Origin of the sequence: Lujinxingia litoralis (assembly GCF_003260125.1) — a bacterium.
Taxonomy (GTDB): Bacteria; Myxococcota_A; Bradymonadia; order Bradymonadales; family Bradymonadaceae; genus Lujinxingia; species Lujinxingia litoralis.
Window position 1 is genome coordinate 165000 of sequence record NZ_QHKO01000005.1, and the last position, 14417, is coordinate 179416.

Consider the following 14417-nt stretch of genomic DNA (forward strand, 5'->3'; position numbering starts at 1 on the left):
GAGCGTCAGAACCCCATGCCCACCATGACGTCGAGGCCGATGAGGCCGCCGGGGGCGTCGAAGAGGTGATGGTAGGTCGCCCGTCCGATCAGGTGAAAAGACCCCAGGCTAAAGCGCGCGCCGGCGGTGCCTCCCAGGGCGTGGAAGGTCCTATCCAGGCCCGTATTCTGGACGAGGCCGGTGCCGGCAAGCCCTACCCACATGTAATCTACACCGGCCTGCGCTTCGATGGGGCCCAGGGGGAGGTAGGCGCGCGGTCCCGCGCTGACGCCGTAGCTGTGGGCCGGGGCTTCAAAAGGAGGACTGTCGTTGTGTGTGGTGTGATTGCCGCTGATAAGTTGCAGGCTCATGCCGGCATGTCGCCACCGAAACTCCTGATTGAGAGCCAGCCCCCAGCCGGGGCGCGCGCCTTCGGCAAATGAGCCAACCATCAGTCGTCCTCCGGCACCCACGCTTAATGAGGCTCCCGGGGCCGCGTGAGCCGTGGATGTGGCCAGAAAGGTTGAGGCGAATAGTATCACCGCGCTAAGCGAGGCGGCGCGAGCAGGAGAGGCCCGGCGCGCTCGCAGGACGGCTCCCAGGAGGAGCAGGCCCAGCGGCCACAGCGGGGGCGCGTGGCCGGGAGATGGCGCGAGCTGGCAGCCGGACTGGGTCTCGGGGAAGCAACGCCCGCTCCGCCGATCGCAGGTCTGCGAGGCCTGGCAGTCTCCGTCACTCAGGCAATTTGCACATCGTCCGTAGGTCGGTTCGCAGGTCTCGCGGCGAGGGCAATCTCCGTCGTCGATGCACTCCAGGGGTTCGGCAACTAGCAGGTAGTTGATCTGCGCCGAGGCGTTGGCCTCGGCTGTGATGAGGAGGGTTGGGGTGACGGTTAGTTCAAAGGGTTCGATACGTTCGACGAGTCGTTCTCCGGCGCCCAGCATATAGGAGCGCTCAGCAAGAACGACGCGCCCCTCTCGTCGTGGCAGGTCTTCAGGCAGGGGCAAACCGCTGTCCTCGGGAGTGCTGACTTCCAGGGTGAGTTCCAGGTCTTCATCGGCCGGAGCTCGGACTTCGAACTCCAGGGCATTTCGACCCACGCCGATGCGCTGCAGACTCACCGCCGAGGGGCAATCTCCGGTGGGTGGGGTGCAGAGGGTGCCCTGGGCCACCGGGTCTGAAGGAGTCTCACAGCCGACGAAGAGCAGCAGTGCGAGCAAAAGGCCCAGGATCTGCATCGGCCGAGAGAGGTTCATTACTCAAACCTGCGCCAGATCGCCCCTAATTCGTCGAGCAGTGTACTTGCGGTGGTTCCGCGCATACCGTGGCGGCGGCAAGCCCGATCGCCGGCCAGTCCGTGGACACAGACCGCGATGGCCGCCGCGGTCCAGGGCGCATCCAGATGATCGTTGAGGCTGGCGGCGATGATGCCACTGAGTACATCGCCCATGCCACCGGTGGCCATGCCTGCGTTACCTGTCCGGTTGATGCCGGGCGGATGAGCTGGCGCGGCGACCACCGTCGCCGCGCTTTTATGCACGACGACTGCGGGGACCACCTCCAGCAATGCGCGGGCGTGTCCCACCGTGTCGCTCAGGGCCTCCTCGATGCTGATATTCAGCAGGCGAGCGAGCTCTCCGGGATGAGGCGTGAGTACGAGCGGAGCGCGGGCGGCCAGATCGCGAGCTGCCTGAAGCAGCTCCGGGTCTGTCGCGAGCAAGGTCAGGGCATCGGCATCGAGCACCGTGGGGCGCGGGGCCGCGGAGAGGCAGTGATGCAGGATCTGGCGAGCGGCGGCATCAGTACCGAGCCCCGGGCCGACGACGAGGGTGTCGGCTTTTTCGAGCACCTCACCCAGCGCCCGGGCGTCGAGTGAGCCCTCCGCGTCAAAGATGGTGCGGGGCATCAGTTCTGGCGAGTTCTGAGCCCGTCTGACGCCTTCGAGATCGGTGCCCATATAGAGAAGCCCCGCGCCGCCCAGGAGTGCTCCTCGGGCCGCCAGGGTGAGCGCGCCGGTGGTGGGCGCGCGACCTCCGATCAGCGCGACTTTCCCCACCGCCCCTTTATGTGCGTGAGGCGGTCGCGCCGGTACTTTGCCGGTGAGCCAGGCGTCGTCGAGCGCAAAGGCATCGACTCCGACCTCGTCGCGAACGCTCTCGGGGATACCAATGTCGATGGGGTAGAGGGTGCCGCTGTGTTCGCGGGCGGGATCCAGGATCTGGCCGATCTTGGTGAACCCGAAGGTGGCGGTTGCGTCGGCGTGCGTGCATACGCCTAAGACCTGTCCGGTGCGTCCATCGATTCCGCTGGGGGTATCCAGGGCGAAGACCGGGGCAGGCTGATCGTTTAAGAAGCGCACCGCCGCGGCGAATCGCCCTTCGACTGGCCGATCCAGTCCGGTGCCGAGCAGGGCATCACACCAGAGGGCGCAGGGAGGCAGCGAGGTCAACACGTGGCGAACCCCGGCGGCGTCCAATCCATTGAGCTGGTGGCGGTCGCTGATGAGGGATTCCGCGACCCGGTGGTAGCTCTGCGCCTCGGGACTAAAGCGTTCCGGGGTTCCCATCAGCACCAGGATCGGGTGGAATCCCCGGTGATGAAGCATGGTGGCCAGCGCCACGCCGTCGCCGCCATTGTTGCCCATGCCGCAGAGTACCCCGATGCGGGCCCCCGGCTCGGGGTTAAAGTGCTCCAGCAGCGAGGAGAGCGCGCCGCGTGCGGCGCGCTCCATCAAAAGAATCGAGGGAAGACCTACATGCTCGACGGTGCGGCGATCCATCTCCCGCATCGACTCCGGGGTGACCAGGTGCATAGCTCCTCACTGCTGGAAGTTAAGAGGGGTTACTCGGCCAGCGAACGGCCTTCGGCCAGGGCGTCGATCATCTCGGCGACCGCGCGCTCAAATCCTACATAAATCGCGCGCGCCACGATGCTATGACCGATATTAAACTCCTCGAACTCCGGGATCGCCGCCACGGCGAGCACGTTCTTGGTGTCGAGGCCGTGTCCGGCAGCGACGGTCAGCCCCAGGGACGCGGCCAGTTGGGCGGCATCGCGCAGGCGGCGCCACTCGGTGTTGCGATCGAACGCCGAGGGCACCTGTTTGTTGGTGAACTCGGCGGCGGCCTCACAGTAGTCCCCGGTGTGCAGCTCCACGATCTCGACGCCGAGCTTCGCGCTGGCTTCGATCTGTGCCTGCTCCGGATCGATAAACAGGCTTAAGTACGCGCCCGACGCGCGCAGCCGTTCCAGGTAGGGGCCCAGGGTGTCTTCGTGGCCCGCGACGGCGAGCCCGCCCTCGGTGGTCTGTTCTTCCCGACGTTCCGGCACCAGGGTGATCATGTCCGGGCGGACTTCGAGCGCGATCTCAAGCATCTCTTCGGTGGCCGCCATCTCCAAGTTGAGGCGCGTTTGCACCGTCTGGCGCATCACCCGCACGTCGCGGTCCTGGATGTGGCGGCGATCTTCGCGCAGGTGAATGGTGATCTGGTCGGCTCCGGCCAGCTCGGCCAGGGCCGCCGCGCTGACGGGATCGGGATAGGTTGTGCCACGGGCCTGTCGAATGGTGGCGACGTGGTCAACGTTGACGCCCAGACGGGGGCGACGATGAGTGGGATTCATGCAGGACTCCTTACAACGAGAGCGAGGTTTCAGGCGCCGATGAGCTGGCGCAGGGTCTTCTGAAGCTCTTCGGCATAGGTGCGAACTCGGGCGGGGTCGGGGCCTTCGACCATGATGCGGGCCTTGGACTCGGTGCCGGAGTAACGGGCCAACACACGGCCTTCTCCGGCGAGTTCGCTCTCCACCTGGCGGACCATCTTCTGAAAAGCCTCCAGCTCTTCGAGCGGGGGCTTCTCGCTGACCTCCAGGTTCAAGAGCACCTGGGGGAAGGGCGTCATGACCCGGGCAAGTTTGCTCAGCGAGGTCCGGTGGCGTTGCATGATCGCGAGCACCTGCAGGGCGGCGAGCATGCCATCGCCGGTGGTGGAGTGCTCCAGGAAGACCATATGGCCGCTTTGTTCGCCGCCCAGGGTGTAACCGCCTTTGCGCATCTCCTCGACCACGTAGCGGTCGCCCACGGCCGTGCGCACCAGGCGGATGCCACGCTTTTGCAGGGCGACCTCCAACCCGACATTGCTCATGACGGTGGTTACCAGGGTGTTGTCGGCGAGCTTGCCTTGCTCATGGAGGTGAATCGCGCAGAGGGCTAGGATGCCGTCACCGTCAACAATGTCGCCGTTTTCGTCGATCAGGATCAGGCGGTCGGCATCCCCATCAAGGGTGATTCCGACATCGGCCCGGGTCTCACGCACGCGGCGGGCAGTGTTGTGGGGGTGAAGGCTTCCGCAGTCCTGGTTGATGTTGTAGCCGTCCGGATCGACTCCCAGGGTGAAGACCTCGGCTCCCAGCTCGCGGAGCACCGCCGGGGCGACCTTGTAGGCGGCGCCATTGGCGCAGTCGACCACCACACGCAGCCCGTCCAGGGTGAGATCGCGGGGGAAGGTGTTTTTCAAAAAGACGATGTAACGGCCGGTGGCATCGTCGATACGCGAGGCTTTGCCGATACGGTCGGTATTGGGTTGGAGATTATCCTCGCCCAGCACCAGATCTTCGATGGCCAGTTCCACCTGGTCCGGAAGTTTGAAGCCGTCGGAGGCAAAGATTTTGATGCCGTTGTCCTGGTAGGCATTGTGACTTGCGCTGATGACAATACCGGCATCGGCGCGCATTCCGGTGGTCAAAAAGGAGATGCCCGGCGTCGGCAGCGGGCCGACCAGTTGGACGTCGGCCCCCATGGAGGTGATGCCGGCCGCCAGACCCGACTCAAACATGTATCCCGAGATGCGGGTGTCTTTGCCGATGACAATGCGTGTGCGGTGGCCGAAGGGGCGCTCGCCAGCGGTGCACTTAAAGTGACGGGCGATGGCCTGTCCCAGGCGAACAGCCAGATCGGCGGTCATCGGGTATTGATTGGCAACGCCTCGGATGCCGTCGGTTCCAAAAAGCTGTCGGGTAGTCATGGCGTGGTCCCTTTCTGGGTGAGGTGCCAAACGAGGGTGTGGCGAGCCACGGGGCGCAAGGGCCCTTCCATAGCACGTTCGCCAAGGCCGCTAAAGCGGGGCGGGGATGGCAACAAGAATGTCGGGGAAGATGCGCACGTCTGGGGGCCGGACAAGCCTCAGCGCTCGGAGGTCACGACTCGGAAGCGGTCGGGATAGACCTGGACCTGTTCGACGTCTTGAGGAAGGTTCTGGATCTGCACTTCTTTGGAGAAGGTGCCCGGGGGGCGGCGATCTTCGTCGCTCAGGTCGATCTCGGCCCGTACCACATCGGCGTTGAGGCGGTTGACCAGCGCTCGGGGGCCGCGCACGGTCACCGAGGTCGTTGCCGGGGAGATGTCCACCTGCAACGAGGTATTGACGCCGGTGACCGGGATATCTTCCAGGGTGCGGGTGTCGAGCTCCGAGCCGATTTCGACGTTGACCCGGATGCGGCGGTCGTAGTCGACGCGCACCAGGCCGTCCTCCACGCGCAGTTGGATGTTGCGGTCAAAGGACTCATTGCGATTGCTGACGTCGACCGGCTCGGTCTGCACGGAGTTGATGCGTTCCAGCCGTGATTGAGGCCCGCGGATGGCCACGCGGGCCGGGTTCACGCGGATGCCCTCGACGACGTAGTTGGCCTGGGGCTCGCCGGTGGTCTGCGGGATGATCGGCACCACGCGTTGCGATTCGCGCTCCAATTCCACGTACATCGAGCTTGGTTCCAGCGCGACTACGCGCAGCCCCGGGGGCACCCTCACCATGTTGGGGGTGATGGTGACGATGGAATCACTGTCGGCGCGGGTGAGATCGAGGCGGATGGGCTCGAGTTGGCTGGGATCGAATCGATTGACGTCGGACCACCGGCCTCGGATTGTTACTTTGACCCGGTCGAGCGGGTCGGAGACCAGCACCAGGTTGTCGGGCACCACGATGCGTACCGGGGCGAAGCTGGCGACCACCGTCTCGCGGTCCTCACTGACCCAGATGTAGAGCGCGAGCGTCAGCACCGCGGCGATGAACTTCATCGAGAAGTTGTGCACGAAGATGCGACGCAGGATGTTGCGCAGGGTCAGCGAGCTCACGAGGACACCTCATCGGTCTTCGAGTCCTCTTTCTGGTGATCTTTGTGGTCAGTGCTCGTTGGCGCAGGCGAAGCGCTGTCCTGGAGGCCGGCTTTCAGACGCGCCATTAACGAGCGGGTGGAGGGCGTGCTGGATCCGGCGCGGTAGATCTTTTGCAGCAGTGAGCGCATCTCGTTGGCATCCAGATCCCGATAAAGCTCGCCTTCGTAGGCCACCGAGATGGTGCCGGTCTCTTCGCTGACGATGGCCACCGCGGAGTCGGTGTCTTCGGTGACCCCGATGCCGGCGCGATGGCGAGTGCCCAGGGTTTTCTCCACCCGCGGGTTGATCGTCAGGGGCAAGAAACAGCCGGCCGCCGAGACGCGACCCTTCTGGATGATGACCGCGCCGTCATGCAAGGGGTTCTGATGTTCGGGCAAAAAGAGGGTGAAGAGGACGTCTTTGGTCACCACCGCATCGAGCTTGATGCCCTCTTCGGTGAAGTGACTTAAGTCGGCCTCGCGCTCAATGGCGATGAGGGCACCGAGTTTGCGGCTGGAGAGCATCACGCAGGCCTTGACGACCTCTTCCAGGACGGAGGTTTCCTCATAGGAGCGGGTTCCGCCCAGGATGGGAGCCCGGCCGACCTGGGCCAATGCGCGGCGGATATCATGCTGGAAGATGATGACCACGATGATGATCAGGTTGGCGATAAACATATCGATCAACCAGTGGGTCGTGGCCAGATTGAGGTAGTCTTCCTGTGAGATGTAGAAAAAGATCAGGATGAAGATCAGCCCGAAGAGCATCTGCAGCGCGCGCGTACCCTTGATGAGCAAGAGGACGCGGTAGATGACGAAAAAGACGATCGCCATGTCCAGGATGGTGAGGAAGGCTTGCCAGCCCGAGTCCACCCGGAAGATGTCAAAAAGGGGCTCCATGCGCTGCCGAATTCGCCGCCGAGGCGACGTTAAAAGTCTTCTAAATCAGGGCGCCTGCCGCGCCGGGGCCATCGTGTCGTAGAGCGGGGCAGAGGGCAAAAAAATTCGCATGTATTAGTCGCCGGCGGGCATCTGACACAGAGCCTGGGTGACCTGGACGACGTCCACCATCTCCGAGACGTCGTGCACTCGAACGATATCGGCGCCGCACATAATTCCGCATGCCACGGTAGCCGCCGTGCCCATCAGGCGTTGGGAGGGCGGCCGGCCGGTCACGGCGCCGATGAGGCTCTTGCGACTGGTTCCCAGGAGCACCGGGCAGCCCAGCGTGCGCAGACGGCCAAGCTCGGCGATAAGGCGGAAGTTCTGGTCGACGCTCTTTCCAAAGCCGATGCCCGGGTCCAGGATAATTCTGTGCCGCGCGATGCCAGCGGCAAGGGCGCTTTCCACACGTTGGCTCAGGTGGGAGATGACCTCCTCGACGATGTCTCCCTCCGGGATCTGGTCCTGCATGTTGGCCGGGCGGCCGGCGGTGTGCATGAGCACCACGCCCACCTGGTGGTCGGCCACCACCCGGGCCATGTCCGCATCGAACCTCATAGCGCTGATGTCGTTGATGATGTGGGCGCCGGCGTTGATCGCCTGGCGGGCGACTTCGGCCTTGGTCGTATCGACCGAGATCCAGGCCTCGGTGGTTTGCGCCAGGCCCTCCACGACCGGGATCACCCGTTGCAACTCCTCGTGCAGCGAGACGGGGGCGGCGCCCGGGCGCGTGGATTCGCCGCCGACGTCCAGCAGTGTGGCACCAGAGCGCGCCAACTCCTGGCCGTGGGCGATGGCTGCCCGGGGCCCAAAGAACTCGCCGCCATCGGAAAAGGAGTCGGGAGTGACGTTGACCACGCCCATGATGTAGGCGCGATTGCCAAAGGGCAGAGCACGCGTGCCGACCTCCAGGGTCGGCACGCGTGCTCTTGGCCCGGGAAGAGCCAAAAGGGTCATGGATTGCTCCAGTGCATCAGGTGTTCGACGGCGCCAGGTTGGGGCCGACCGTCGGCGGGACCTGGTCCTTGATCTTGGAGGCAAAGCCGGTCTTCGGGGCGCGTTCGGCCTCTTCGGCTTGCTCCGCGGCCTTCTTCTGCCGTTCTTCGCGAATCCAGTCGAGTTTGCCTTCTTCAGCCAGGTAGCGGATTTCGTTGGCGTCGAGGGCTTCAAACTCCAGGAGCGCCTGGGTCATCAGCTCGAGCAGCTCGCGGTTCTCGATCAACATGTCGTACGCGCGCTGATAGGCCTCTTTGACGATGCGGCGGACCTCGGCGTCGATCTCCCTGGCGAGGTCTTCGCTGTAGGGACGCGAGGTGGCCAGGCTGGCCTCCTGCGATTGGCCGTAGAAGAGGGGGCCGATCTTCTCGCTCATGCCCCATTCACAGACCATCTGGCGCGCCAGATCGGTGGCGACCTTGATGTCCTGGCCGGCGCCGGTGGTGAACTGGTTGTAGATCAGTTCTTCGGCGGCCCGACCGCCCATCATCACCGCGATGCGCTCCAGCACGTAGTCGCGGTTGAGGTTGTAGCGATCCTTGGTCGGCAGCTGCTGCGTGACCCCCAGGGCGCGACCACGTGGAATGATCGTAACCTTGTGCACCGGGTCGGTGTTGGGCTGGCGTAGCGCGACGATGGCGTGGCCGGACTCGTGATAGGCGGTGATCGCCTTCTCTTCGTCGGTGAGCACGATCGACTTGCGCTCGGCACCCATCAGGACTTTGTCCTTGGCCTCTTCGAAGTCAATGGCATCGACGCGGTCTTTGCTGGCGCGCGCTGCCAGCAGGGCGGCTTCGTTGACCAGGTTCTCCAGGTCGGCGCCGGAGAAGCCAGGGGTGCCGCGGGCGATATCTTTGAGATCGACCGACTTGCCAATGGGCGTGCGGCGAGTGTGAATTTTGAGGATCTGCTCACGACCGCGCACATCGGGCGGCGCGACCATCACGCGGCGGTCAAAGCGCCCGGGGCGCAACAGGGCCGGGTCGAGCACGTCGGCACGGTTGGTCGCTGCGATCAGGATGACACCTTCGTTGGACTCAAAGCCGTCCATTTCAACCAGAAGCTGGTTCAGCGTCTGCTCGCGCTCGTCGTGGCCACCACCCATACCGGAGCCGCGATGGCGACCGACCGCATCGATCTCGTCGATGAAGATGATGCAGGGGGCGTTCTTCTTGCCTTGCTCAAAGAGGTCGCGGACCCGCGAGGCACCCACGCCGACAAACATCTCTACGAAGTCGGAACCCGAGATGGAGAAGAAGGGGACGCCGGCCTCACCGGCCACACCACGGGCCAGCAGGGTTTTACCGGTCCCCGGAGAGCCCATCAGCAACACGCCCTTGGGGATGCGTCCGCCCAGGCGGGTATATTTTTTGGGATTTTTGAGGAACTCGACGATCTCCTGAAGCTCTTCTTTGGCTTCATCGATCCCGGCGATGTCGTTGAACGTGACTTTGTTCTGGTTTTCGTTGAGCAGGCGCGCACGCGACTTCCCGAAGGTCATCGCCCGACCACCGCCGCCGCCCTGGAACTGGCGCATGAAAAAGATCAGCACCATCACCAGCAGGAGCAGTGGGATCGTGGTCACCAGGATCGTCTTCCAGGCGCCGTCTTCATCGGCCTTATCAAAGGAGAACTCGATCTGTTGGGCAGCGAGCATGTCCTGGAGGTCTTCACCGACCGGGCCCACCGTGCTGAATTCGGTTTTGCCTTCGTGGTTCTCGCGGGCGAACGCTTCGGAGAAGGTACCCTGGACCTCGAGGTCTTTAATGGTGACCGCTTCGACCTGGCCGGTCTCCACGGCGTTGCGGAACTGGCTAAATGAGATCTCGGAGGAGTCGACCGTGGTGTCGGTCAGAACGTTGAAGACCACCACGACCATGATGATGAGAATACCCCAGATGAGTGCAGCTCTAAGGGGGATTTTGTTGAGCACGTTTGGCCTCGTCGAAGTCGAATCAAAAGCGAGCATGCCCCCGGAGGAGAGGGGGCGCCACGCGAGAGGCCGGAAGCAGGCACAAAAGGGCCGCTTCCGGACCGACAAGCTATAACACCTCGCATGGGGGCGTTCAACAGCGTCTGAGCTGCCGGGACGCCCGCTGGCGAGGCCGCCGATGCATCATGCGGCGTTGATGGGAGAAGGGGTAAAAAGAGGGGGTTATTTCCGCTGCCATTGAAGAATTGCACTCAGGGCGGTCGCAGGCTCCACGATCACCTCCACCCAGCGGGCGTTTGGGGAGTGGGGACGAGGAAAAGGCTCGGCTGCCAGGCCGCAGATCCAGATCAGGCGATCGTCGGCGTGGGCCAGGCAGGGCCAGGCCCAGCGCACATCGGTGCCCAGGTGGTGGCTCTGAAAGATCGTGCGGGCGTCCCGGTGCCAGGTGGTGCCCTCGGGGCGTTGCGCCTCCAGGCGATCGCCCTGGCGAGGAGCGCGCAGGACGAGGCCCTGGGACCAGTCTGCTTCGGTGATGAGGTGGCGCCAGGGGCGCTGTGGGCAGTCGGGAGCGACTTGCCTGGCTGCGAGTGTGCTCCAGCGCAGGCGAGTGCCCAGCCACTCGACCTGTCCGCGCTCGGTGGTGGGTAGGCGGAGGAGTGGGGCGCGGCGGCGGAGAAGGTCTTGCGCGCCGCGTTCGGCGCAGGGCTCAATGCTCAGACGCCCGTGACTTGCCCACACCAGGTGGCCCCGTACGCAATGGCGAGCGGGGGTTGTGGTGAATGCGCGTGGGAGGAGCGCGAGGATGCGCTCCAGGGTGGCGGCGTCCCAGGCGGGCTCCAGCGTCAGGAGCATCCGTGTGGCGGTGGCCCGGGGGGCCTCCAGGAGGGTGTGGGCATCAAAGGCCCGAGCGTCCGGGGTCAGCGTTGGTCGGCGGGCGCGCTGGTAGAGTTGGTCGGCGGCATGACGAGCTGCGTCACGTTCCATCTCCAGGTTGTGCAGGGTTCGGCGTGCCGGTTTTAAGTCGCCGGCGATCTCTCGGAGCGCCGGGGTGACGCGTTGGCGCAGGCGGTTTCGCAGGTAGGTGTCTTCGGCATTCGTGGGGTCTTCGACCCAGGTGAGCCCGTGGCGCCGGGCGTAGTCTGAGAGGTCGGCGGACTCGGCAAAGAGCAAGGGGCGCAGAAGACGCCCGGTTGCACCGCGGTGGGGGATGAGGGCGTCGGCGCGCAGGGAGGCCAGGCCGTCGAGCCCGCTGCCGCGAAGGAGGTTCATCAGGGCGCTCTCCAGAAGATCGTCTCCGTGGTGCGCGGTCAGTAGCGCCGCGGCGCGGTGCTGGCTGGCGAGGTCGGCCAACGCGGCGTATCGAGCCTGGCGAGCCGCCGCCTGGCCGGAGAGTTCGCCTGGCGTCAGGTGTATGACTTCCAGGGCAATCCCCCGCTCGCGGGCCAGCGCGCGGCAGAACGCCGCATCGCGGACCGAGGTCGGACGCATGCCATGGTCAATGTGAGCTGCCACGAGGCCATAGCTCAGCTCGGGAGCCAGGTGCATCAAAAGATCGAGGAGGACCGTAGAGTCTTGGCCGCCACTCCAGGCCAGCACCAGCGTCGCGTCGGGGGGAAGAGCTGCCTTTAGGAGTGCCTGGCGCACGCCTCTATACAGGGGATCCTCACGGAGAAGGGTGGGGCCCATGATCGTCTCGCTGGGTCAGTCGCCGGAGAGCGACTTCATGAAGTGGTTCAGCGCGGCGGGAGGTACCGCAAGCCCCATGTCAGCGCGCTCGGGGTTTCGCAGGGCGTTGAGCGCGATCAGTTTGCCGCTATGTGAGAAGAGAGGCGCTCCCAGAATCGCCATCGAGCTGTTGGGGACATAAAACTGATAGGCCTCGTCGATTCCGCCGGCATCGTAGAAGATCACGGGTTCGATGACCTCGGGGCGTTCTGGAGAATACGAAAAGATCTGCGCGGGGACGCGGCCGCTACGGTGGTCGTGAAGTTGCCAGCCTGTGGCGGGCGTGTGCTCGCGGGCGTGACGCTCCGACGCGAATTCAAGTCGCGCCAGGTTAAGGGTGGGTTCCTGGCGGGTCGCGCGCAGCTCCACAAGTGACTCTGGCCGATCCTTGAGGAGTGCGCTGATGCCCCGTTTCCGCGAGCGGGAGGCGCCGGGGTGTGTGTCGCCGGCAAGGGGAACTCCGAAGTCGCGCAGCGCCTGGCGGGTGGCGTCATCAATCAGGAAGATCTGTTGGGCGTTCTGGAGCCAGTCGGTACTCGAGATCAGGGCAGGGTGCGAACCATCGGCCTGCTGTCCTATCCACGCGGCGTGACCGACGTACACCATCGCTTCCTGGCGGTAGGGTCTGGGAGGCATGACGAGCGCCATGATCCGAACTGTGCGCACGGCGGCCTCCTGGCGAAGCTCTTCCATCTCCTGGCGATTGAGCAGACGGGGGAGCTCGTCGGGCTCGGTGCCTGCAGCTCGGGGCGTGGTGAGTCCGGGCATGATCTCGCTGAGTTGATGCGGGCTCAGGCGCTTCACGTGGACTTCTTCAAAGCGCTGAATGTCGTCACTTTGAGCGGCGGGGGAGGGGGGCGCTTGCTGGCCTGCAGCGGGCGATGCCAGGAGGGACGCTGCCCCAAGTACGAGCAGGGCCAGGGCGTATGAATGATGTTGAATAAGAGGAGTTCGCATCGAGGTGCTCGGGAGAAGAAGGATGGCCTTACGTATCAGGCGCCAGAGCGACGGTAGAAGACGCAAAGGGAACCCGCAAATTCTAACCTTTATTGGGGATAGAAAGGGGCTCGAGCGCGTCGAACTGCAAAGCCGCCTTGTAGATAAGGTGTCGGATGATGTAGGTTTTGTTAGGACTTCCGAGAGCGCAGGCGCGAGATATCGAGTGCTTGACGCCGGAAATCTCAAAAAGTATCTTCTCTTGTCCGCGTTCACGCCTTGATTCCGGGGCCAGCGACGTGGAAATCGGGCCGACCTCGTCGGCGAGTGTCGTCGCACCGTGTGCGGCCGGATGGTGAAAAAACGAGTGAACGGAGCTCCTGGTGAAGCCGAAAAATCATAACCTGCGCGTCGCGCTTGTCTGGAACGGGACAATTTATCAAGAGTTGACGTTCACCAAAGACAGCGCGTCGGAAGTCACCATTGGTGAAGGCGATAAAAACATCTTCTCAGTCCCCGCGCCGGGACTGCCCGAGTCGCTGAAGATGTTTGAGCGTCAGGACTCGGGTTATAAAATCCGGATCACCGACAAGATCGAGTCCTCTCTGCATCTCGATGATGAAGAGTTCGATCTTGAAGAGTTGATCGACGAAGGAAAGGCCAAGAAGAGCGAGAGCGTCTCGACTGAGAAAGGCCAGGCCTCGGTCTACGAGGTTGACCTTCAGTTCGGTGACTGGGGTGTGCTCAACCTGGGCAGCGTTAATATCTTCTTCCAGCTGGTGGAGCGTGGCGAAGCCATTGTCGGGACCAGTCCGAAAGAGATGTTTGACGGCCCGCTCTCGCTCTCACTGGTGTTTGCGGCGATCGCGCACCTGGTGTTCCTGATCACCGCGTTCATGCAGCCGATTGAGCCAGAACTCACTGAGCTTGAGGTGATGGACCGCTTCGCGCGCTTTGCGGTGGACGATGTGGACGTCGCCATTGAAGAAGAGGAAGAGGTCGATGTTCCCTCGGAGGATACCACCGGTAAGAAGGCCGGCGGCGAAGAGGGTGAGTTCGGCGACCCGGACGAAGAGATGCCTGACTCCAAGATCCCCAAAGTTGATGGCCCGATGGTCGATCAGATCGACGTGAAAAACATCGGTGTGCACGAGGCGCTGAGCAACAACATCATCAGCGACGGTCCGCTGGCGAACCTCTTTGGAAACTCGGAAGGGTTCGACTCCAAGATGCAGGTTGCCTTTAGCGGTGAAGGCGGCGAGCTGCAGATTGGTCGCGGCCAGGGTGGCATGGGTATGCGCGGCAGCGGCAGCGGCGGTGGTGGCGAAGGTTTTGGTCGCGTCGGTGGGCTGGGTAAAGTGGATACCGGTGGTGGTAAAGGGACCGGTGCGGCGCTTGGTAAGAAGAAAGAGCGTAAGGTTGAAGCTCGTATGTCGACTGGAGCTCCGGCCGTGGGTGACTTCTGCGACCCGGGCAACATCCGTCAGGTGGTGAACCGCCGTCAGCCCGCGATTCGCCACTGCTTTGAGCGCGAGCTTCAGACCAATCCCACGCTCAGTGGTAACATCTCGGTGACCTGGCGTGTGCAGCTGGACGGTTCGGCGTCTAACGCCTCCATTGCCAGCTCGACGATGGGCAACTCGGCGGTTGAAAGCTGCATCGTGCGCGTGGTGGATCGCCTGCGCTTTGAGAAGCCCGATGGTGGTATCTGCGTGATCAACTACCCCTTCGTGTTCTCGGGTATCGAGTAAGTTAGCGG

General features: G+C 63.7%; 11 protein-coding genes. 1 reads left to right on the plus strand and 10 read right to left on the minus strand.

From position 1 onward, the window contains the following. Positions 1–5: 5 nt before the first annotated feature. The 10 genes from DL240_RS12215 to DL240_RS12260 all read right to left on the minus strand — a co-directional run bounded on the left by DL240_RS12215 (position 6) and on the right by DL240_RS12260 (position 12679). Positions 6–1235 carry a hypothetical protein gene (locus DL240_RS12215; protein WP_111730182.1) on the minus strand — a complete coding sequence of 410 codons (1230 nt, stop codon included), beginning with the start codon at positions 1233–1235 and terminating at the stop codon, positions 6–8. After that, a complete protein-coding gene (locus tag DL240_RS12220) occupies positions 1235–2791 on the minus strand; it encodes an NAD(P)H-hydrate dehydratase (protein WP_111730183.1) in 1557 nt (518 codons plus the stop codon). Before DL240_RS12220 ends, DL240_RS12215 begins: the two co-directional genes overlap by 1 nt. 29 nt (positions 2792–2820) lie before the next feature. Beyond that, positions 2821–3600, minus strand: a complete 780-nt coding sequence (locus DL240_RS12225) for a pyridoxine 5'-phosphate synthase (RefSeq protein WP_111730184.1) — start codon at positions 3598–3600, stop codon at positions 2821–2823. Positions 3601–3629: 29 nt separating this feature from the next. After that, on the minus strand, positions 3630–5000 hold the full coding sequence (gene glmM / locus DL240_RS12230) for a phosphoglucosamine mutase (RefSeq protein WP_111730185.1): 1371 nt from the start codon (positions 4998–5000) through the stop codon (positions 3630–3632). Positions 5001–5158: 158 nt separating this feature from the next. Beyond that, on the minus strand, positions 5159–6106 hold the full coding sequence (locus DL240_RS12235) for a CdaR family protein (RefSeq protein ID WP_111730186.1): 948 nt from the start codon (positions 6104–6106) through the stop codon (positions 5159–5161). Next, positions 6103–7026 carry a diadenylate cyclase CdaA gene (gene cdaA, locus DL240_RS12240; RefSeq protein ID WP_111730187.1) on the minus strand — a complete coding sequence of 308 codons (924 nt, stop codon included), beginning with the start codon at positions 7024–7026 and terminating at the stop codon, positions 6103–6105. Before cdaA ends, DL240_RS12235 begins: the two co-directional genes overlap by 4 nt. A 114-nt stretch (positions 7027–7140) precedes the next feature. Continuing rightward, entirely contained in the window at positions 7141–8025 is an 885-nt protein-coding gene (folP, locus tag DL240_RS12245; RefSeq protein ID WP_111730188.1) for a dihydropteroate synthase, read from the minus strand. Positions 8026–8041: 16 nt separating this feature from the next. Continuing rightward, complete coding sequence (ftsH, locus tag DL240_RS12250; RefSeq protein ID WP_233497063.1) at positions 8042–9997, minus strand: ATP-dependent zinc metalloprotease FtsH; 1956 nt, start codon at positions 9995–9997, stop codon at positions 8042–8044. Positions 9998–10219: 222 nt separating this feature from the next. Continuing rightward, entirely contained in the window at positions 10220–11683 is a 1464-nt protein-coding gene (tilS, locus tag DL240_RS12255) for a tRNA lysidine(34) synthetase TilS (protein WP_111730190.1), read from the minus strand. 15 nt (positions 11684–11698) lie between these two features. Then, the gene (locus DL240_RS12260) at positions 11699–12679 is read right to left on the minus strand and encodes a hypothetical protein (protein ID WP_146618270.1); all 981 of its coding nucleotides are present in this window, start codon (positions 12677–12679) and stop codon (positions 11699–11701) included. Positions 12680–13041: 362 nt separating this feature from the next. Between DL240_RS12260 and DL240_RS12265 the strand changes: the two genes are divergently transcribed. Then, positions 13042–14409 (plus strand): AgmX/PglI C-terminal domain-containing protein, encoded by a 1368-nt coding sequence (locus DL240_RS12265; RefSeq protein WP_111730192.1) that lies wholly within the window; start codon positions 13042–13044, stop codon positions 14407–14409. Positions 14410–14417: the final 8 nt, after the last annotated feature.

Coding starts and splice junctions, on each gene's coding strand:
- DL240_RS12215 (WP_111730182.1), bottom strand. CDS start 1,235: ATGAACCTCTCTCGGCCGATGCAGATCCTGGGCCTTTTGCTCGCACTG.
- DL240_RS12220 (WP_111730183.1), bottom strand. CDS start 2,791: ATGCACCTGGTCACCCCGGAGTCGATGCGGGAGATGGATCGCCGCACC.
- DL240_RS12260 (WP_146618270.1), bottom strand. CDS start 12,679: ATGCGAACTCCTCTTATTCAACATCATTCATACGCCCTGGCCCTGCTC.
- glmM (WP_111730185.1), bottom strand. CDS start 5,000: ATGACTACCCGACAGCTTTTTGGAACCGACGGCATCCGAGGCGTTGCC.
- cdaA (WP_111730187.1), bottom strand. CDS start 7,026: ATGGAGCCCCTTTTTGACATCTTCCGGGTGGACTCGGGCTGGCAAGCC.
- DL240_RS12225 (WP_111730184.1), bottom strand. CDS start 3,600: ATGAATCCCACTCATCGTCGCCCCCGTCTGGGCGTCAACGTTGACCAC.
- tilS (WP_111730190.1), bottom strand. CDS start 11,683: ATGGGCCCCACCCTTCTCCGTGAGGATCCCCTGTATAGAGGCGTGCGC.
- folP (WP_111730188.1), bottom strand. CDS start 8,025: ATGACCCTTTTGGCTCTTCCCGGGCCAAGAGCACGCGTGCCGACCCTG.